This window comes from Veillonella sp. ACP1 (genome assembly GCF_000286635.1).
In the GTDB taxonomy this organism is placed as follows: domain Bacteria; phylum Bacillota; class Negativicutes; order Veillonellales; family Veillonellaceae; genus Veillonella; species Veillonella atypica.
Genome location: NZ_ALKL01000024.1, coordinates 1 through 20,478, shown reverse-complemented (window position 1 = coordinate 20,478; position 20,478 = coordinate 1). Strand labels below are relative to the sequence as shown.

The 20,478-nt window shown below is 41.4% G+C and carries 21 protein-coding genes and 2 rRNA genes; 1 reads left to right on the top strand and 22 read right to left on the bottom strand.

The window, feature by feature from the left end; translation table 11 throughout:
• Window positions 1-40 precede the first annotated feature (40 nt).
• From HMPREF1151_RS08180 to HMPREF1151_RS08110, 15 genes are all read right to left on the bottom strand, one after another.
• Window positions 41-511, bottom strand: coding sequence for a hypothetical protein (locus HMPREF1151_RS08180; RefSeq protein ID WP_005384293.1), 471 nt, complete (start codon window positions 509-511; stop codon window positions 41-43).
• Window positions 512-659: 148 nt separating this feature from the next.
• Window positions 660-1,367 (bottom strand): hypothetical protein, encoded by a 708-nt coding sequence (locus HMPREF1151_RS08175; protein WP_005384291.1) that lies wholly within the window; start codon window positions 1,365-1,367, stop codon window positions 660-662.
• 124 nt (window positions 1,368-1,491) lie between these two features.
• Window positions 1,492-2,232 (bottom strand): ABC transporter ATP-binding protein, encoded by a 741-nt coding sequence (locus HMPREF1151_RS08170; protein ID WP_009661773.1) that lies wholly within the window; start codon window positions 2,230-2,232, stop codon window positions 1,492-1,494.
• 1 nt (window position 2,233) lies between these two features.
• Window positions 2,234-3,001: an ABC transporter ATP-binding protein gene (locus HMPREF1151_RS08165; protein ID WP_009661820.1), complete on the bottom strand. Its 768-nt coding sequence runs from the start codon at window positions 2,999-3,001 to the stop codon at window positions 2,234-2,236.
• Window positions 2,994-4,508, bottom strand: a complete 1,515-nt coding sequence (locus tag HMPREF1151_RS08160; protein WP_009661875.1) for an ABC transporter substrate-binding protein — start codon at window positions 4,506-4,508, stop codon at window positions 2,994-2,996. The genes HMPREF1151_RS08165 and HMPREF1151_RS08160 overlap by 8 nt, the downstream gene beginning before the upstream one ends.
• A gap of 66 nt (window positions 4,509-4,574) precedes the next feature.
• On the bottom strand, window positions 4,575-5,384 hold the full coding sequence (locus HMPREF1151_RS08155; RefSeq protein ID WP_005376468.1) for an ABC transporter permease: 810 nt from the start codon (window positions 5,382-5,384) through the stop codon (window positions 4,575-4,577).
• Window positions 5,377-6,327: an ABC transporter permease gene (locus HMPREF1151_RS08150; RefSeq protein ID WP_009661714.1), complete on the bottom strand. Its 951-nt coding sequence runs from the start codon at window positions 6,325-6,327 to the stop codon at window positions 5,377-5,379. Before HMPREF1151_RS08150 ends, HMPREF1151_RS08155 begins: the two co-directional genes overlap by 8 nt.
• Before the next feature lie 179 nt (window positions 6,328-6,506).
• On the bottom strand, window positions 6,507-7,091 hold the full coding sequence (locus HMPREF1151_RS08145; RefSeq protein ID WP_009661867.1) for a hypothetical protein: 585 nt from the start codon (window positions 7,089-7,091) through the stop codon (window positions 6,507-6,509).
• Window positions 7,092-7,137: 46 nt separating this feature from the next.
• Complete coding sequence (locus HMPREF1151_RS08140) at window positions 7,138-7,737, bottom strand: hypothetical protein (protein ID WP_009661811.1); 600 nt, start codon at window positions 7,735-7,737, stop codon at window positions 7,138-7,140.
• Window positions 7,738-7,873: 136 nt separating this feature from the next.
• Complete coding sequence (locus HMPREF1151_RS08135) at window positions 7,874-8,632, bottom strand: SDR family NAD(P)-dependent oxidoreductase (RefSeq protein WP_005384280.1); 759 nt, start codon at window positions 8,630-8,632, stop codon at window positions 7,874-7,876.
• A gap of 327 nt (window positions 8,633-8,959) precedes the next feature.
• A complete protein-coding gene (locus HMPREF1151_RS08130; protein ID WP_005384278.1) occupies window positions 8,960-9,736 on the bottom strand; it encodes a Fic family protein in 777 nt (258 codons plus the stop codon).
• Between the two features lie 284 nt (window positions 9,737-10,020).
• Window positions 10,021-11,016: an electron transfer flavoprotein subunit alpha/FixB family protein gene (locus HMPREF1151_RS08125; protein ID WP_005384276.1), complete on the bottom strand. Its 996-nt coding sequence runs from the start codon at window positions 11,014-11,016 to the stop codon at window positions 10,021-10,023.
• The gene (locus HMPREF1151_RS08120) at window positions 11,016-12,020 is read right to left on the bottom strand and encodes an electron transfer flavoprotein subunit beta/FixA family protein (protein ID WP_009661876.1); all 1,005 of its coding nucleotides are present in this window, start codon (window positions 12,018-12,020) and stop codon (window positions 11,016-11,018) included. The genes HMPREF1151_RS08125 and HMPREF1151_RS08120 overlap by 1 nt, the downstream gene beginning before the upstream one ends.
• Before the next feature lie 4 nt (window positions 12,021-12,024).
• The gene (locus HMPREF1151_RS08115; protein ID WP_009661744.1) at window positions 12,025-12,303 is read right to left on the bottom strand and encodes a ferredoxin family protein; all 279 of its coding nucleotides are present in this window, start codon (window positions 12,301-12,303) and stop codon (window positions 12,025-12,027) included.
• Complete coding sequence (locus HMPREF1151_RS08110) at window positions 12,300-13,607, bottom strand: FAD-dependent oxidoreductase (RefSeq protein ID WP_009661877.1); 1,308 nt, start codon at window positions 13,605-13,607, stop codon at window positions 12,300-12,302. Before HMPREF1151_RS08110 ends, HMPREF1151_RS08115 begins: the two co-directional genes overlap by 4 nt.
• A gap of 399 nt (window positions 13,608-14,006) precedes the next feature.
• On the opposite strand from HMPREF1151_RS08110, the gene HMPREF1151_RS08105 reads away from it, so the two are divergent.
• Window positions 14,007-14,468, top strand: coding sequence for a helix-turn-helix transcriptional regulator (locus HMPREF1151_RS08105; RefSeq protein WP_009661795.1), 462 nt, complete (start codon window positions 14,007-14,009; stop codon window positions 14,466-14,468).
• A gap of 129 nt (window positions 14,469-14,597) precedes the next feature.
• On the opposite strand, the gene HMPREF1151_RS08100 is transcribed toward HMPREF1151_RS08105, so the two are convergent.
• The 7 genes from HMPREF1151_RS08100 to HMPREF1151_RS08070 all read right to left on the bottom strand — a co-directional run.
• Window positions 14,598-15,914 carry a pyridoxal phosphate-dependent aminotransferase gene (locus HMPREF1151_RS08100; RefSeq protein ID WP_009661752.1) on the bottom strand — a complete coding sequence of 439 codons (1,317 nt, stop codon included), beginning with the start codon at window positions 15,912-15,914 and terminating at the stop codon, window positions 14,598-14,600.
• Between the two features lie 238 nt (window positions 15,915-16,152).
• Window positions 16,153-17,103: an ABC transporter substrate-binding protein gene (locus tag HMPREF1151_RS08095; RefSeq protein ID WP_009661764.1), complete on the bottom strand. Its 951-nt coding sequence runs from the start codon at window positions 17,101-17,103 to the stop codon at window positions 16,153-16,155.
• Window positions 17,104-17,184: 81 nt separating this feature from the next.
• Window positions 17,185-18,249 carry an ABC transporter substrate-binding protein gene (locus HMPREF1151_RS08090; protein WP_009661860.1) on the bottom strand — a complete coding sequence of 355 codons (1,065 nt, stop codon included), beginning with the start codon at window positions 18,247-18,249 and terminating at the stop codon, window positions 17,185-17,187.
• Between the two features lie 151 nt (window positions 18,250-18,400).
• Window positions 18,401-19,534 (bottom strand): M48 family metallopeptidase, encoded by a 1,134-nt coding sequence (locus HMPREF1151_RS08085; protein WP_009661734.1) that lies wholly within the window; start codon window positions 19,532-19,534, stop codon window positions 18,401-18,403.
• Between the two features lie 183 nt (window positions 19,535-19,717).
• Window positions 19,718-20,080, bottom strand: a complete 363-nt coding sequence (locus HMPREF1151_RS08080) for a CGGC domain-containing protein (RefSeq protein ID WP_009661822.1) — start codon at window positions 20,078-20,080, stop codon at window positions 19,718-19,720.
• 123 nt (window positions 20,081-20,203) lie between these two features.
• A 5S ribosomal RNA gene (gene rrf / locus HMPREF1151_RS08075) occupies window positions 20,204-20,320 on the bottom strand.
• A gap of 74 nt (window positions 20,321-20,394) precedes the next feature.
• A 23S ribosomal RNA gene (locus tag HMPREF1151_RS08070) occupies window positions 20,395-20,478 on the bottom strand; the annotation flags it as partial.

Below are 20,478 nucleotides of genomic sequence, written 5' to 3'. Positions count from 1 at the left end.
ATAGCTCCTAAGGGAGCTATTTTTATTTATATTATTTGATTTATATCTTGATATTACGTTCTATAATATCCCCCTTAGATAATATGGTTGCAGTAACATCGTATCTATTTTTTGTGATAATTATACTACACCCATAATCATATTCAAACCTTCCATTTTCTTCTGTCATTTCAGCTAATTTTTTGATATCCTCCTCCGCATTATCATTCCACCAAGGTTTTACTTCTATAACAACAAAATTGCTACTATTACATCCACGTCTATGCACTATAATATCTGGTCTTATCAACTCATTAGCCTTATTCTTTTTAGAATCAGCTATATCCCGGTTATATTCACAGTCTACATCATACTCATCTATACATAATGATAAATAGTGCCCAATTTTATGTGAAATGGACAACTCACTTACATGATTATCAGTTTCATTAAATATTAAGTATTGATCTTTATAAAATAACATATCTAATGCAATCTTTAATGCATCATAAAAACGCTCTAAGGTATTCATAAAATATCTCCTTTTAGTATTTGTAGATGAACTAAATATAATTCCTTTATATAACTAATTTGACCTACTATCTTACATATTCTACAAAATACTTTATCTTACAATATGTATTTATCATCGGTTCTAAAAAATTCTAATTCACAAGCAGCTATTCCTCTCTTATACTCCGTTTTCTTAAAAGTTCACGTTCTTTTTTTATATAGATATATAAACTAATATAAAACCAATATATACAGTATCCGTAAATAAAGCTCCGACTAAATACGAATACTAATTCAATCCATTCTTTATGTGTCATATTAGGAAGTAACCAGCTAAAAGAAATTAAGTGCTTTATAGGATTGATGATTTCAAATGATGAAGTATACCAATCCGGAGAAATTAAAACACCTATATGATTAAACATCGCAAGAATATAATATACGCCTCCAATAAAAGGAATATAGACTATTGATAATTGTAATAAGTCAAAACTTTGATTACTTATAAATTGACAGTATGACTCCATATGGCTTAACGACTTATAAAAATCTTCAGATAATTTCATGAAGTATTCTTTTTTATCTAATTGCTTTATTATAACTTCTAAGATATAAGCTATAAGTAGTATCAAAAATAATATCCCTGGTATGCTACATACAAAAGGGATTAGCCAATAAAGAATAAACTCAACTTTTTTTAGCAATACTTTTACTATTTGAGGTAATATAGATTCAAAATCTAATATATTTACTCCATAATAAGTATATAAGTAATCAGCAAACAAACATAATAAAAAAAGTAAAACAAAAATCTTTGTAAATAAATCAAATCGCTTTCTAACTAAATTTATCAATGCCATAATACTCTCACTCATATATACCTCCTTTTATACATAAAATATCATACCATAATATACTATTATAATTTTACTTATAGTTAAAATCGTATAATTTATTGATTATACGTATAAAAAAGCCCCTGTATAACAGGGGCCTTCTTTATTCTCCAGCACTGACAAGTGATTTTGTATATGGGTGTACCGCTTCTTTAAGTCGTTTTGATTCGATAGTTTCTACGATTTGCCCATCTTTCATAACGATGATTCGGTCTGTTACGGCTTGTAAAAGTCCAATGTCATGGCTGACGAACACATAGCCGAAGGGTTGTTCCGAATGTAGTTTTTGTAATAAGTCTAGCGCCAACTTTTGGTTCACCGCATCAAGGGCTGATGTAGGTTCATCAAAGAGTACTAGTTTTGGATGCATCAACATAATCCTTGCCAGTACTAACCGTTGCAGCTGACCACCACTTACTTCATGAGGATATTTCTGAACAATAGTTTCAGGTAGATCTACATGTTTAATCCATTGGCGGATATCTTCCTTTGCAGCGGCTATATCCATAAGCCCATAGTTGATATACGGCTCTAAGAGAAATGCTTCTAATTTCATCCTCGATGGAATCACCGCCAAGGGATTTTGGAACATCATCTGCATAGAGCGATATATTTCTGTATGATTTTGAATGGAATGGATTTCCTCACCAAAGAGTCGCAAGATGCCAGATGTAGGTTTTTCTAGCATGGCAATCATCCTAAGCAATGTACTTTTACCAGAACCACTACCACCAGCAATACCTACGCGTTCATTGGGATCCACGGAAAAGGATACGTTATCAACGGCATGGACCGTATGATTGTGGTTCGTATATTGTTTACATATATTCTCGAGTTGAATCATACTACACCACTTTCATTACGGAATCTAACAAAATACGAGTATACTCATCTTTTGGATGAGTCATGACCTCTTCAGTAGAGCCTACTTCAACGAGTTGCCCCTTATTCATAACCCCAATCCTATTGGCAATGCGCGCCGCCGCCTTGATATTATGGGTTACAATTATCACCGTTGCCCCAAGAGCCTGTGTTACCTCTTTCATAAGATCCAATACAGAGGCTTGCACGAGCATATCTAAGGCACTAGTCGGTTCGTCAGCAAATACGATGCTCGGCTTCAAGATGAGGCTTAAAGCTATTGCCAATCGCTGCTGCATGCCACCGCTCAATTGGAACGGATAGGACTGCAAGATACGCTCTCCGTCAGTTAAGTGAACAAGATTAAGCATATCTATAACGCGGCTTACATCATAGCTTTCACCATGAGCACGGAACAAATCATTAAAGTGATTTTCTACGGTGCGATTTGGATTTAGATAGGCGCTGGGATTTTGAAAGATCATAGAAATCTTCGTGCCCCGCAATTGTCGCCAATCACCATCACTCAATGTAGAAACATCGGTTCCGTTTAGCAAAATTTGGCCGCTAATGGTAGCTTGTTTCAACATGCCAAAAGCGGCACGAACTAATGTAGATTTACCAGAGCCACTTTCACCAACGATGGCAAAGACCTCACCAGTGGGCACGGAGAAGGATACATTACGCACCGCCTCTTCCGCACCATATGAAATTGTAACCTTATCAAATACGATACAATCAGATTTATTCAATAGTAGAATCCTTTGTTAATAAGTAGTAATCGATTGGATGTACCGGTACATTTTTAACCTTATTAGTGGATACAACTGTTGCACTTGGATACAACAAATAGATATCTGCTACGTCATCAACTAAGATTTGTTGCGCTTGTTTTGTAATATTAGAGCGTTCGTTTTGATCAAATGTTACGGACAATTGGTCGATTAACGCATCTACTTGAGGGTTAGAGTAGCCACCAACGTTTGATTTCGCACCAGTTTTGTAGAATAAGCTGAGGAACCAATAAGGATCATTTGTAGACATGGTAATAACATTACGTTCTACCAAGTCAAAACCATCTGTACCTAGTGTATCCACTTCATCAGGGCTTTGTAATTTCTTAAGCGTTACATTGATACCCGCTTGTTTCAATTCTTGTTGAATTTCTTCGTACATACTAGTGTCTTTACCCCAAACAGCTAATGTTAGAGATAATTCTTTACCATCTTTAGCATACACACCATTTGCATTTTTAGCATAGCCAGCTTGTGTTAAGATTTGGTCCGCTTTAGCTACATCAGTTGTCGCTTTGTTAGCGATTGTATCGTAACCTAGGTTTGCAGAAGGTGGGAATGGTGCTGCACCTGGTGTGGAACCATTACCGATGATTTTCGCCATGGAATCATAGTTAATGATATGAGCTACTGCATTACGTACATCTTTATCATGTAATGGAGATGCTGCAGTTTGGTTCATTTTTAACATGAACACACGAACGCCAGAGATATCTTGGATATTGAAACCATCTTTAAACAAGCTACGGTTAGCAGAGTCCACCTTTTGGATGACGTCAACGTCTTTAGATTGCAATGCCATCGCACGTTTATTGTTGTCTTCGATGTCTTTTACTGTTACAGAATCAAGACCTGGTTTGCCGCCCCAGTAATCTGCAAAGGCTTCTAGTTCAATGGTTTCACCCTTTGTGAAAGATTTAATTTTATAAGGGCCTGTAAGAACTGGTTTTGTTGCCACGTCCTTAAGATCCGCTGTATCCATGATGACAAACGCAGGTTCTGTTAAGCTAGACAACAAGGAGCCATTAGGCTCTGTTGTTTTGATAATCAAGTTTTGACCATCTACGGTAATGGACTCGATTTTTACAGCTTTTGCGGAACGAGCACTTTGTTTCATAGTGTACTCGATGGACTCTTTTACCTTTTGTGGCGTCATAGGTGTACCGTTTTGGAATTTTACATTTTCACGGATATGAAATTTCCATGTAGTAGGGTCCACATTTTCCCAAGAATCCGCTAATTGTGGGGCAAATTTCATGTCGGGAGTAACAACAGCTAATGTTTCGCCAGCACCGATACGAGTCAATGTCCACGCATCCCATTCGTGTGTTGGGTCTAATGTTTCACCAAACCAATACAGACCAACATTCATGTGTTTTCCTTGCTTAGCCGTATCACTGCCACACCCCGTCAAGAGGGCCACCATGGACAACACGGCTAAACATACTAATAACCAACGTTTCATACTTTCTCCTTTAAAAATACATCGCCCACTAGGGCTTTCACCATAAAAAATCTATACAAAGCGCAGTTAACGAGATACATCGAGGGCATCGCGCAACGCATCGCCAATATAGTTGAATAAAACAACAGTAATAAAAATGGCAAGCCCTGGATAGATCAATAGCCACGGTGCCGTTTGTAGGAAATCTCGGGAACTTAATAAGATTGTGCCCCACTCTGGATCTGGCGGTTGTACACCAATACCGATAAGCGAGAAACTTGCCACCAAGATGATAGCGTCACCGAGATGTTGAATGATTACAATCAATAGGGATGGCAGTACATTTGGCAAAATGTATCGCCACAGGATGCGCAGATTTGATGCGCCCGACATGCGAGCGAAGGTAATGTACTCCGCGTGACGTTCAATCTGTACAAGACCACGTGTAATGCGCGCATATTCCGCCCATTTTGTAATACACAAGGAAATAATGACATTCGGAATGCTAGGTCCCATGATACCGATGAACGCGATGGCAATCACCATATTCGGAAACCCTAACACCAAATCAATCAAGCGAGATAGCCAGCGGTCAATACGAGGCGTAGAAAATCCTGCCAAGCCACCGATGACAATACCGATGGCCCCACTAATGCCAATGATGGTGAAAGCAATCCCTAAAGAGGCTTTACCGCCATAAAGGATGCGAGACCACACATCACGGCCCAGCTGATCAGTGCCTAATAAGTGCGTGCTACTAATATCTTGCAACCGGTCTGCCACATTCGTAGCCTCTGGATTAAATGGAGCTATGTATGGAGCACAGAGGAATACTAAAATCCATAAAGTTGCTAAGACTAACATAATGTATAAGGTGTACGGCTTTTGTCTATTCATAAGAGCCTCCTTGTATAGCGGCCCTTCGTTTAGGGTTTAGCCAATAACTCAATGCATCAATAATGATATTGATAATAATGAACACCAATGTAATCCAAATGATATAGCCCTGCATCAATACAAAGTCTCGCGCCATAATGCCTTGTACCATCATGTACCCAATACCCTTGATGGCGAATACTGTTTCAATAACAGCAGAGCCACCAAGCATAGCGCCCATCGTTACGCCCATCATAGGCAATAACATCAGTCCTACATGAGGGAATATATATCGAGTAAATACCATCCACTCTGGTAAGCCTAATGCACGCGCCCCTTGTACGAAGGGACGCCTGGATATCTCTAAAATAGCATTACGCAAGCGACGGATATATAGTCCACATAGCCATAGAGCTAATGTAACAGCTGGCAATATATAAGCAGAGAAACCATTTGTGTTCGTTACTGATACAATCTGTAATTTAACGCCAAATAAGTAGAGCAACAATAACCCCACCCAGAAGCTAGGAATCGCTAAGGCTAGAAACGTCAATAATCGTACACCATGATCCACCCATGAATCCTTGTACTTGGCGGACAGCATCCCTAGTGGAATGGTCACTACAATTCCCATGACAAGTGCTAGTGATACGAGGCCCAATGTATTAGGCAAGGCCCCCGATAACAATGTGATTACCGGCATTGAATACAGGATCGATTCCCCAAAATCACCCCGTACAATTTGTCCAAGCCAACGCACATACTGTTGCCACCACGGATCATTGAGACCTAATTGTTCTCTTAATTGAGCCACCAACACCGGATCAGGCGTGGCACCCACGAGATTAAATTTCATTGCCACCGGGTCGATAGGCGACAATTTAATCAATACAAATGTACCGATAGTAACAACTAGTAAAATACCAACTATACTCACCAAACGCTGTAGTATTAATCGATACAATCCATCACCTACCTTCTTTTATTACTAAGAAACTATCCACCTTTATTGTAGCAATAATATGCACATCCATGTATACCCATCCAGGTATATTATAACTATTCTCATTATGAAAGTTTCACATAACGAAAAAACAGCCCCTCATACGAGGAGCTGTTTATATGTATACATTTTAAATTATATTATTGCATATGTGTTTTTTTTGACACTGTGTTAGTAATAATAGCTTTTGCCATATCGCGATTGACAGGACGTTCAAAATAGATGGAATGGTTTTGACCATCTTTTACCCATGTTGCAAGGTATACCATGTAATTACCGCCTTTGAAAGTCACCTTTGTGCCGTTTACTTTTTCAGTAGCCGTAACTTTATAATTGTTGTAATCGCCGCTGATATCACCTTTTGTAGTACCTACGCGATATACAATACGTTTGCCTGCTGCTTGATTGCGCGTTGCATCTTCGCCAGCTTGGTATACATATACTACTTGTAATACATCTTTTTCGATAGTACTTACAGACTCAACATTATAGCCTACAGGTAATACTTTAGGTAGATGAGGCATAATATTCATGTATTTAGCGGCTTCATCAATAGTAGCGAATTTATGAATTGGACTTGGCATACCAACCATTGGCGCTGCCTGTTCTGCAACTACAGGTTTAGCTGGATCTGGTTTTACATCAAAAGTACCTTGCGCACCGGCAACAGTGTAAGAACCTACACAAGCACACGCAACTGCCATTAATACAAATTTTTTAACCATGAGTATAATCTCCCTTCGCGTAACATAAAAATTATTAAAAACACATTTATTTTGTATGTGATTTTTCCTCAACAATATTACGGATAATAGCCTTCGCCATATCTCGTGTAACGGGGCGATAAAAATCTAAAGAATGATTTTGTCCATCTTTCATCCACGATGCAAGATAAGCCATTTTGTCACTGCCTTTGAAAGTAACCTTTGTACCATCTACACTTTCAGTTTCTATAACCTTATGAATTTTATGGTCACCACTGATATCACCAGTTAACTTAGATGAACGATATATAATATATGCGCCTCCATCTTGATTATAACATGGATCCGCACCAGATTTATAGACATACACAACTTGTAATATATCTTTCTCTAAAGTGATGACAGATTGAATATTAAAGCCTACAGGTAACAACTTTGGCATCTGTGGTGTAATATTCATATACTCCGCCGCTTCTTTAACTGTGGTGAACACATGTACAGGACTCGGCATAATAAAATTTGGTTCCCTAGGTTCAACTGAGATTCCACCAGTCATAGACACAGAACGATTCCCAACAGATAGATCGTGAGCACTAGTAATGCTATAGGAACCAATAGCTGCACATGCTAAAGAAGCCACTAGTAATGTCTTTATCTTTGTTGTCATAACAACAATCTCCAAAAACAAATTTTGTAAAACTATATTTATTAAAATATACTTAATAAATATATCCTAAATGATGTAGGATTTAAAGTAATAAATGCTACCTATATCATTTTAACAAGTTTAGTATAATAGTCTGTTATTTCTTATGAACCATAAAGCCTGCCGCTTGTTGGTTCGCCATGATGGTCACATCAGAGATTTGCATGCGCTTAGGTTGATTTGTTACATACAATACAACATCTGCCACATCCTCTGGTTGAACGGCTTCAATACCAGCATATACAGATTTTGCGCGTTCCGCATCACCGTGAAAGCGCACTTCACTAAATGGAGTTTCTACAATGCCAGGTTGAATGGTGGTAACCTTAATATCTGTAGTTATAGTATCCATACGAATGCCATCGGCCAACATTTTGACAGCGGCCTTAGTAGCACAGTAAACGGCACCGCCTGGGTATGCGTAAATCCCAGCTGTAGAACCCATATTTACAATATGACCTTCATTTTTATCAATCATGAAAGGTAATACTGCCTTTGTTACATAAAGAAGTCCTAATACATTCGTATTAATCATTGTGACTGCATCTTCTACGGTACTATCTTGAAATGGATCGAGTCCCTGTGCCAGACCTGCATTATTTACAAGTACATCAATGCCACCAAAAGCTTCGATAGCTGGTTTTACCTTAGCATCTACATCTTCACGTTTGCTCACATCAAGTACAAGCGTATCCACACGAATGCCATATTGTTGCTCAAAATCTTCCTTAATCGCCGCCAAGCGGTCTGCACGACGACCAGCAATCAATACATTATCTCCATCTTGAGCGAATGCACGGGCACACTCAAGGCCGATACCAGAAGTAGCACCTGTAACGAAAATTTTGCGGTTCATATGTATTCCTCCTTCTATTTAACAGTGATGACAGGGGCGGAAAAAAGACACGCTATCGCGCAAGCGGGACCCGAAGTCTTTTTCCCGCCCCTATCATCACATACTTTAAATACATCGGTCCTGAATTACATAATAAAACACAAAGATTTTCATTACTAAACAAAGAAAAAGAAAGTAATTCAGGACCTCTATCAGATTGTGTCCTCTCTACGGTAGGGCCAAAGTCGGGTTTGGAAGCCCATCTGGACCTGTTTTAAATACGTTATCCTTATTTCCCGCAAAGATTTTTGTTACGGGGAAAGGGAAAGTTGTAATTCAGGGCCTCAATTATAATTTATGTTTAGTGGATCCTTCTTTTGGATTTGTATCGATTGTTTTACCAAGTTCGGTTTCATTTATATCTTGGATTTCATAGCCCCAGCGTTTTAGCATGGTTTGTTGTTCTTGTTTTAGGAAATCGAAGAATTGAATGCGATGTTGCTCTGGGCTTTCATAATATCCAATTAAAGCAGTCCGATATTCTACTTCACGAGATTTTGTTATCGTAATTGGGCATAATCCATTCTGAATAAGGTTCCCATTCATCATGAGCAGAGCGGTTCGTTTATTGCCATCGCCAAAGAACTGGTTACGAGCCATCTCGGCATATAATAGAAGCGATTGTTCCAACGGATTATCCTCTAGCTCTTGGCACCTAGCTATTAATTGGTCCCAACAGGAATTTAAATCCAAAGGATTAGGCGGTGTGTAACTTGTACCACCTATAGCTACTGGTGCATTGCGAAAACCACCAAATCCTAGCCGGTTCTCACTTTCAGAAACCAACTTATTATATTCGATAGTCACTAACTTATTAATCTGAAATCGTTTTAACCGCAAATCCTCTATCAAGGCTTGCCAGCCACGATTAATATTATCTATCTGTCGAGTCTCACTTACACTGAGCCCCGCCACAGAAGTACCACACACAATCGTCTCAACCTGCGGATACGTTGCCGTGTTTCCCTCCATCTGAGCCATATCAAACACAAACTGAGCACGCAACTTCTCAGCGATAAACAATGCCAAATCAAAACCTACATAACCATTACTATCAGCAGTCACAACATCACCTCCCTACGTCCATTCAACTATGATATGTATAACACCATTTTACCATATTTCTACTTATATTATTTCAACGAACATGTTGGCGCTAATTTAAGGGGAAACATAAAAAGATTGGGCCTATGGCTGTATTGACTGTAGAGATAAGAAAGAACCCCTTTCGAAAAACGACTTTGGCCCTGCGGAGGCCGAAGGCCGGAGTCAGACCCGGCCGGTGGAGTTTTTTGGAAGGGGTCCTTTCTACTACGGCAATTAAGCTAAGAGCCCAATCTTTTTATGTTCTATTTTAAATGCGCCAACATATCGTTGAGAACTTCCATACAATCCCCAACAATTCCATAGTTAGCGTGCTGGAAGATTTCTGCATTTGGATCATTGTTAATGGCCACGATTGTATCGGCACCAGAGATGCCGCTTACGTGTTGGATAGCGCCAGAGATACCAAATGCCAAGTATAGTTTAGGGCTTACGGTTTTACCGGTTTGGCCTACTTGGTATGGCAGTTCAATCCAGCCTTTTTCAACGAGTGGACGGGTAGCGCCTACAACGCCGCCGATAGCATCAGCAAGTTCGTAGAGTTTATCAAAGTTTTCCTTTGAACCCATACCACGACCGCCAGCTACGATGATATCCGCTTCTTGGATATTATAACCAGACTTGCTGAATGGAATAAAATCTAGCCGTTTAGTGCGAATGTCTTCGGCCTTTAGGTCAAATTGTTCAAGTTGGATACGGCCCCAACTGTCCGCAATGCGCTCAGGTTTTTTGAATACATTAGGACGAACAGAGCCCATTTGTGGACGATGGTTTGGCGAAATAATTTCAGCCAAGATATTGCCACCTAAAGCAGGACGGGTCCATTCTACAAGGCCTTCTTCTGTATCTACCGTTAGGATAGTGCAATCTGCTACAACGCCATTTTGCATGCGACCAGACATGCGCGGTGCTAGGTCACGGCCATTGTTGGTAGCACCAATTAAAAGGATATTCGGTTTATGGTCTTCAAAGAAATCCGTCAATACCTTTGTATAGCCATCCGTTGTATAGTATTTCAAGAGGGGACTTTCAAAAACGTGAACAATATCGGCACCATGAGCCACAAGTTCCTCCGCCTCAGCTTGTACGTTTTCACCGAGGAGCATGACTTGCACGAGTTGGCCCAGTTCTTTGGCGATGCGGCGGGCTTGACCGATAAGTTCATACGTAACTGGATGCACTACGTCATCGATGGTATCAGCTACGACAAAAACGTCTCTGTATTCATCAAAATTTGTCATTATCGGTCACCTCCTTCGGAAACAGCATCAGCTTTAGCGGCCTCTGCTGCAAATGTATTTGGATCTACCGCCTTAGGTTCGCTAGGCACCACGCTTTCAACAGACGCAGCTCGCTGTACTGGGTCATTTACGTCAATGCCCTCATCGTCTTGCGCCTCTACAACCGGTGTGTCATTTGGCACCAAAAGGTGTGCGAACTTTTCAGGCTTGATGTGGTACGCCAATTCGAGCACCTTTTTGGCACCTTCGTCGACGGATGAAAGCATTTCTACCTTGCCACGAAGCGGTGGTTGGTATACCTTGCGTACCCGTGTTGGGGAACCGGTAAGGCCAATGCGGCTTTCATCAATATGAGGCATATCACGCAAGGTAATATGATTAATAGTATATCGTTTCGCGTAAATGGAGCTCCAAAGGCCAGGTTGACGTGGCTCGTTAAGTTCGGCTGTCGTCGTCACAAGCAATGGCAACGGAGCTTCAATCACTTCATAACCGTTCTCGTGCTCCCGCTTTACAATCGCCTTTTGAGAGGCTTGGTCTACAGAAAATTCACAAGCATAGGTAGCTTGCGCCATACCGAGTTCCTCTGCGATTTGAGGGCCCACCTGTGCTGTATCGCCATCGATAGCTTGTTTACCACAGAAAATAATTTGGAACTGACGGTTCATGGTCCGTTGAATATGACGAATAGCAGATGCGATCGTATAGCTTGTAGCCAATGTATCGGCACCACCAAAGGCACGATCTGTTACGAGCACCGCATCATCAGCGCCTAACGCCAAGCATTGACGCAATGCCTCTTCGGCTTGTGGAGGGCCCATGGTGACAACCGTTACACGGCTGCCTTCAATTTGGTCTTTCACAGTTAAAGCCGCCTCAAGCGCGTGCATGTCATAAGGGTTTACAATACTAGGCAGGCCTGTGCGGATGAGATTATTTGTTTCCGGATCTAGTTTAATTTCCGACGTATCCGGTACTTGTTTTATACAGACTAATAATTCCATGCACTCACCCCTGTCTAAACTCTATTCCCTTGGCATTACGAGGATATTTCCAAGATTTAACAATCGTATGTCCGCACAACACACGACATGTGCCACATTCGAGACAACCTGCAAAATCAAAAGCAAGCGTGCCGTCCTCTTGCAATGTGTATAAACCTGCAGGACAACCATTCACGAGCTTCATCGCCTCTTCTCGGCTTACGCTTTCACCATCAATAATGATGTGAGGACACGTTTCATCTACATAATATTTATTCGCGCCCAAACGCTCTTCTAATTTCATAGGGAACGCACCCCTTTCCATGCATCACGAATCAATCTGAATAAGCCTACATCCTTGACGCGGCGCAACAATTTTTTCATCAATGGCACCGCACCGTCACCATTTACGGTGAATACATCACGCATAAGATTGTTTACAAATGCAGGATACTCATTAAAAATACGCGGATTAGAGGCCAAGAATTTCGGCATATTTTTATACAATTTCATATCGCGACGCAACCAAGACGCCTTGATTTGTTTTTCGTACAATTTAGTAACGCGATCCATATTTTCGTCGCGTAGCGCCACATTGACCGCCTCAGCCGCGCACATGCCGGACTCGATAGCCAGATCCATACCACGAATCGTGTACCCTAGATTCATACACATCCGCGCTGCATCACCAACGACGATGTAACCCTTGCCGCCCAATTTCGGCATCGCTTCATAACCACCTTCAGGCACAAGATGCGCGCTGTGTTCCTTTAATTGACCATTTTTCAAAAGTGGTGCAATTCTAGGATGACTGGTGAAAGCCTCCAACATTTCGTCAACTGATTTATCCGCCAAGCCGATGTCCTCAAGGCCTACTACCATGCCTACGGAAAGGCTGTCCTTGTTCGTATATATAAAGCCGCCGCCTAGTAGACCATCTGTCATATCGCCCAACGTGAGCCATGCCATGCCTTCATCACTAGATAACATAAGGCGATTCTCGAGGTCCTCTTTTTTGAATTTATATACCTCTTTCACACCCACAGCCATCGTCTTAGGATCGGTTGGCCCAGTTAAACCAGCCTCTTCTAAGAGCACTGTGTTAGTACCTTCTGCAATGATAACAAGCTTTGCATACACCTCATCATCGTGGCAACGCACGCCTACAACGCGGCGTTTTTTACCTTCCCCTTCGGTGATGAGTTCCGTTACCTGTACATTAGAAACGAGCAAAGCCCCTTTCTTCTCAGCCTCTTCGGCCAGCCATTTATCGAATTTAGCACGCAACACAACATAGGATTCTTCATTTTCTTTCACATCTTGGTAACTATATTCGATGGTCGTCATCTCATTGCCAGCACCGATGGAAATACGTTCCTTTGTCACCTTTCTTTCAAGAGGCGCATGATCCCTAAAATCCGGTACCAATTTCTCTAGGGAATGCGTATAAATACGGCCGCCCATCATATTCTTAGCACCTGGCGCCATCCCGCGCTCAATGACCAACACCTTCACACGCTGCTCCGCCAAACGTAACGCCGCTGCAGCACCCGCCGGCCCTGCCCCCACGACGATAACGTCAAATCTCTCATTTCGATCTATTGCCATATACTCAGCTCCTTTTTATGAAAGCCTAACTTACATAAGTCTATATATTATATATTCACGATACAGATTGAAAATACCTTTTTAACATACCACATGTACATGAAAATTTTATAAGAAAATAAAAAGGGGCCTTTCTCTTCTAGCACATAAAGTTTTTGGCGAGGAGGTGCGGGCTTTCAAAAGACGACTTTGGCCCTGCGTAGCCCGAAGGGCGGAGTCAGACCCGGCCGGTGGAAGATTTTGGCAGTTCACATTGCCAACCCATAAAAATTAGCGTATGATAAATGTAAGTAATATTCTCTATACGGAGCAAGACGCGTATATAATACGACCGCATAATGCAAGACCACGGTCAAAGTAAGGCACTCAACATTTTGGTATTTACCTCAAGGAGGCCATATGGATCCGCAAAGAATTCTGAAAGCATTATCCAATCCACATCGGTTAGATATTATATTGTGGCTAAAGCACCCAGAGCAAGAATTCGGTGTTCAAGTACACTCTAAAACTCTCATCGATTTTCCAAACAGCGTTAGCGTTAAGAGTATTCAAAAACGCTGTGGTGTATCGCAATCGTCTGTATCTACATTTATGACTATATTAGAGCGTGCAGGCCTTGTGGAATCGCGAAAAATTGACCAATACACCTATTATAGGCGCAATGAAACAGTTATCCGTGAGTTTGGCGAATGGTACAACAAAGAAGTATCTATCCAAGCCGATAATATCGACAAATTGTTGGAAACAGTAACCTTAGACGACACATCCTATCCATCAACAGAGGATAGTTCTATGCTAAATCAACAACAAAGCATAGGCATATCTACTAAGGGACTAGACTATGAAAAAGATAATACCTAAACACAACTCCCTATCATTGCTTTATAGGGAACAATAAAGGAGCTATACTGCTAGAGGGTATCCTCAGCAATATAGCTCCTTTTAAATTTATTTTTCTGTTTTATCGATTCTCGCCCTTACACGTTTTATTTATCGTTGTGCTTCGTATGCTCTAAATAGTTTAGATAGCAATACAGGCGCTAGTTTTAAAAGATCTGGGTTTTCGCAGAAGGATATGCGAAGTTGTGTCTTACCAGGATTGTGTTCGCTATCGGCACCACTGTAGAATCCGTTTAGTGGAGCCATGAGCAATGTATAGTCATTGCCATCATCCAAGGTCACACGGCCGTGTTCAGCACACCAAGCAGCAAATTCTACGCCGTCAAAGCCAGGTTTTGCTACATTGCGTACATCGATAACGAAATAGATGGACGCTTCTGGATTAGAGATAATGAAATCTGGTTCTACCTCTTTGAATCCCTTGTGAAGTTCATAAATCATTTCGCGATAGTAATCACGTTGTTGCTCATACCAGTTATGAAGATCAGCATGGCTTTCATGAGCCAAGGCACCAAAAATATATTGACCAAGCGTATTAGCACTGAGATTCGCCGTATATTCAGCAACAGATTTTTCATAACACAACGCATTGTCTGTAATGATGGCACCAATGCGAAGGCCACAAGCATTCCAAACCTTAGAGGCCGTTTCAAGACTGATACGACGGCCTTCGATACCTGGTACATCCTTATTCGTCAATGTCCAAATACTAGATGTTTCCTTGCCTTTTTCATAGGCCAATTCACGATAGGCTTCGTCGGAAATAATCCATAAATTATATTTTACGCACAAAGATGCATATTCAATCAAAGTTTCCTTGCTGAATAGCTGACCAGTTGGATTGTCGTAAGGAATAATCAACAATGCCCCTGGTTTTGTTTCTATAATGCGTTTTTCCACAGTTTCAATGGATGGCAATTCAAATTCACCATTCTCGTTCAGGCGTCGTTCTACGGTTACCGTTTTACGACCAATGCGATGACCTACCGCATCGTAGTTCGTGTAGGACGGATTGAACATCAATAGAGGACGTTCCTCTTCACCTGCACCGCCACAAACGCCAAGCATGATGATTTCCATCGCCATGGACGCACCATCTGTAACGAGTACATTAAGGCCTGTTGTATCGAAACCTTGGCTACGCAAAATATGCAAGAATGCTTCACGACATTCATCGGTCCCCGTTGTTGGTACATAGGGTACGATGCCTGTACTGAAAGGACTATTTGGTCCGCCTAGCGTAAATAGTCGGCGCTGCATGGCGGGATGCATAGGACGCATAACATTACCAATAGAACCATTTACCAAAATAGGTGGGTTCTTTCGCTCTAAAAATTTAATTTGCCCCATGCGGATCCCCGACGGCTTGCGAGCCATCATATACGGGGATAAAACCGGTAGTTCCATACAGAATCCAACTCCTCTAAATAAACGCCTTTCACAAAAATAAGGCTGTAATACGCATACATTGATATATATAGATACATTCTATTATAGTGCTTTTACAAGAGAAAATCTATAGTTTTATCATCGTCGCTACTATTCCTATAAGTGAAAGTATGAAAGCCCCCATAACTAGGGGGCTTTGCTTCACATCTACTAGCTTGTATATATCACTTGTACTATCTCGCATATATCAGTTGTGTTATCTTGCATACACCACCTGAGCCATTGTATAAATACCTCGTCCAATATGGTAACTCTTGACCAACAGGGCATCCGTAGACACGATGGCTACCTTTTTGTTTTTAATAGCTTTCAAGTTTGCCAATGCAGGGTCATTATAGTAATTGGCATAGATTGCATCGCGATTATAATCCGGTGCATGTATGTCCATCGGTACAATGATAACATCAGGGTCGGCCTTGATAAGGTCTGCCTTTGTACCAAAGTTAGATTGTTTCACTCCGATCTTAGCAGCTGCATTATCTACGCCCACATAGGTGAGCATATCAGCAATTAATGTTTTCGGTTTACCATATAATCCGTTTTCATTATACACAGCAACGATCTGCTTTGGATCGTCGCGGTGCGCAAAACGAAGCGATTCTGTATCGCGGATATAGTTCATCATCGTCGCTATGAGGCTGTCCGCCTTGCTTTCACGGCCTAGTAATTTACCTACATTGCGCGTCTGGTCCTCTACGTCTTTCACAGTCGCAGGCGCTCTTAATAATGCTACCTTAACGCCCTTTTCTCGCAACGGACTAACGAGTTCTATGGATTCAGCGCCATCTTCAATGATAACAATATCCGGCTTTAACGCCACTATAGCATTCACATCAGGCGCCACCCGTTGCTTAACGGTATTAGTCACTTGATACGGTGCTGCGGTAGTAGCCACTACGGAATCACCAGCCAGTTCGCTCACCAAATCCGCCACATTAGGCCCTACGGCAACGATACGCTCTGCCTTATGATCTAATGTAACCGTTGTGCTGGTTCCATCCACCATCATATAGTGCCCGTGAGAGCTTAATATGCCAAATAGGCCCTCACTTGTAAAGTTTTGCCAAGAACGGTACATACCAAGAGCTGCTACCACCAGACCCACAATACAAATAGCCAAAACAATCATCAAACGACGTAATTGCATAAGCTCTCCTCCTATGCTTTCAAAAAAATCTCATCATGCAATACACTGTAAACTAGCAGCAACAATATAAGACCTATATCGTTAATTAGCTGGCATACTTTGGTATTTTACATAATTCTTATACGACCAATCGCCATACAACCATTTCGACATCTGTTCCATTTCATAATACATCCACGACGAATAGCTCATGATGTGCATGTCATTAATAGGATACACATAGCCCTTTTTCACAGCCGTTATATTCTGCAAGTCCGGATCATGCATAATAGCATCTATGTCCTGCTTATACTCAGGTTGTTTGACCGCATATATGGTAGGCACAAAAATGACATCTGGGTTGATGCGAATCAAATCGGCTTTTGTGCCCATATTTGCTTCCATGTTGAAAGTAGGATAGTTCGCCCGATAGTCCCATACATCAGATAGCACATTAGGGTCTTTACCACTATCTTTAATCTTCAGGTCCCCTGCACCATCAATACCATGAATCATTTCAATCATATCGCGAAGCACGCCAGACCGATACACCCCATGCGTTGGATTATACAAAGCAATCACCGGTTTTACGTCATTTTTATGAGGCTCTACTTGTTTTCTAACCTTCATAACAGAATTATTAATCGAATATTCTGCATTTTTGGTATCAAACAACTTAGCCACTTGATTCGTACTAAGGGTTACATCCTTTAAACTATCTTTCAGCGTATAAATAAATACAGGAATGCCTGCAGCACGCAACGATGCCACTAATCCTGGCGGTGTCGTCTCCGGTGCCACAACCACATCCGGTTCATAGGATTTTATGGACTCTACCGTAGGCTGCACACGGCCCTTGATCTCTGTACCAGAGACATAAGGAGACCCATCGGTGGCCACGACATAGGGCTCACCAGCAGCACCGACTAAGTCCACCGTTCCGGTCCCCAAGGTAACAACGCGTTGTACATAATCCGGCACGACCATCTCCGTATGTTGACTATCTTGAACCTTCCGGTGATTCGCAGCATTTATCATCCGGCCTATCACGCCATGCCTCGGTATGACATCGCCTAACAACTCTGGCGCCATCCCTAGAACTAAACCTATGGCAATACAAATGCCCAACACTATATATGGTAGTACAATCCATTTTATCTTCTTCATAAGCGGTCTCTCTCCGTATATCACTTACGAGTCATACGATTTCTTTGGTAAAAGCACAAACTACTACAACATAAGGTATTTCGCTGTCATACTATATGCTTGTTTAACTATTTCTTACTAACTTTTTTACTTGGTCTCGCTGCTTATTTAACTATTTCTTACTAGCTTTTTTCTTGTTTGTTTTTGCTGCTTGTTTGCCTTTCGCAGGGCCTGCGGCTTTCACAAAGGAATTATTCAAATTGGTAGCAACCATAAGGGCCACATCAGCATTAGGAGTTGTGACTATAGAACGACCTGCCACGGTCACAGTAGGTCCATCATAAGATGCACCACCTGGCTGAATTTGACCATTATGGTACAAGCGCGCCAATTTACCAGCCATGAAATAAGCTCGTTCTTCGCCCGTATAACGACCGCTATTGGCAGGGCTATAGATATTCACGCCATTCACAAATACCGCCCCATTATCGACCGTAACGTGATTGCCAGAATACGTATACATACGATCAATATTGTCCTTTACACGGCTGCTCGTCTTAGGGTGATTGTTAGGGCTAAATACTTGGTTCAAACCTTCACGGTACAAATCACCATATTTATTACGAAGTACCGCCATAGAAGCAGCAGCACCGCCCACATTATAAGGAGACTCGCTCAAAATTTTAAAGCCCAATTCGTCAGCGGCCTTTTCTTGGCCCATCGTGAATACTTGGTTCTCCATGTAATTACCAGCAATATTGGACAAAATAGCCGCATTACCGCCACCGCCAGCAGCAAGGCTCACCGCTGTAGATAAACCTACTTGCTTCTTGAGACCATTGACAATGTCCTTATGCTCGCCATGAGAAATTTCATGAGCCATAACATAAGCGAGTTCATCATCATCTAATAGATCCAAAGCGCCCTTGTTAACAGACATCACGCGACCAACCGTAGCGAACGCATTGAAATCATCGCTAGGATTTGCGTACACCACATACGAACGCTTGACGCTAGGCGAAGCCTCTAAGGTCTTCATTATACGTTGCACCCGTGCTTGTGCCGCACTATCCTCTAAATAGCCAGTTTGTTTCTTTGCACGAGCTAAGCTTTGTTCTTGGCCTTCCTTAGAATTATCCATTTTATTGAAAGCCGTGGATACATATGCATACGCCACTGCACCACCAATTAACGTTTGTGCAGCCCCCGCAGAAGCAGCCTCTACCGTTGCGGGTACTACGGCAACTGTTGTTAATGAAAGCCCCATCACGGCAGCTAGTACCAAAGATTTAATTTTCTTATTCATATTTAATCCTCTCATTGTCTCTCAAAATAAACGCGTTCTATTCTCTAGTTATCTCTCAAAATAAACGTGTGCTATTCTCTCATTATCTCACAACATAAATGCGCCATAGGAACACAAAGATTTCTAATAATTCGATTCATCGGCGAGTTCAATGGCCACCTTATCATCTTAAACAATAGATCCCTAATTATTGGATTCACCAACAAGCTCAATGGCTACCTTACCATCTTTAGATACAGCACCACCATGAGTGTACCCAACAACATCAAATCCAGCTGCTGCGCATTGGCGAGCTATGCTTTCATAATTATCATTCTTACTACGCGTACAGGTGGAAAGATGAATGGTAGTAACACCATTTTTCTTGAAAGAAGCCAATTTCTTCTCCAAATCGCCACCGCTATGGGTAAAACCAACCAGCTCAGTATCCTCATCAGCATAGCGCTCGAAAGAATCCACTTTATTCATATATGCCTTAAGACAACCACCGCAAGAACAACGTTGCATCGTGTCTTCGTTCACTAGAACTGCAATCTTCTTAGACATGAACCCTCCTTAGGTAACATACATAATATTATGCATATTATATCACAACAAATTGATAAAAATTATGAATACAAAGAATATAGAATATAAAAAAGACACACCCTAAGGTGTGTCTTTTAGCTTAATCAGCGACTTCCTATCCTCCCAGGCCGTCTCCAGCCAAGTACTTTCGGCGTTTACGAGCTTAACTACTGTGTTCGAGATGGGAACAGGTGGACCCTCGTAGCTATCGCCACTGAATCTGTCAGAGTTTGTACTCTGAAAACCACATAGAAGGTTATATATATTTGTTGCACATATCTGCTTATTGTTATTAAGTAAAGCCCTCGATCTATTAGTACCAGTCAGCTCCAAGCCTCACAGCTCTTCCACACCTGGCCTATCAACCATGTCGTCTA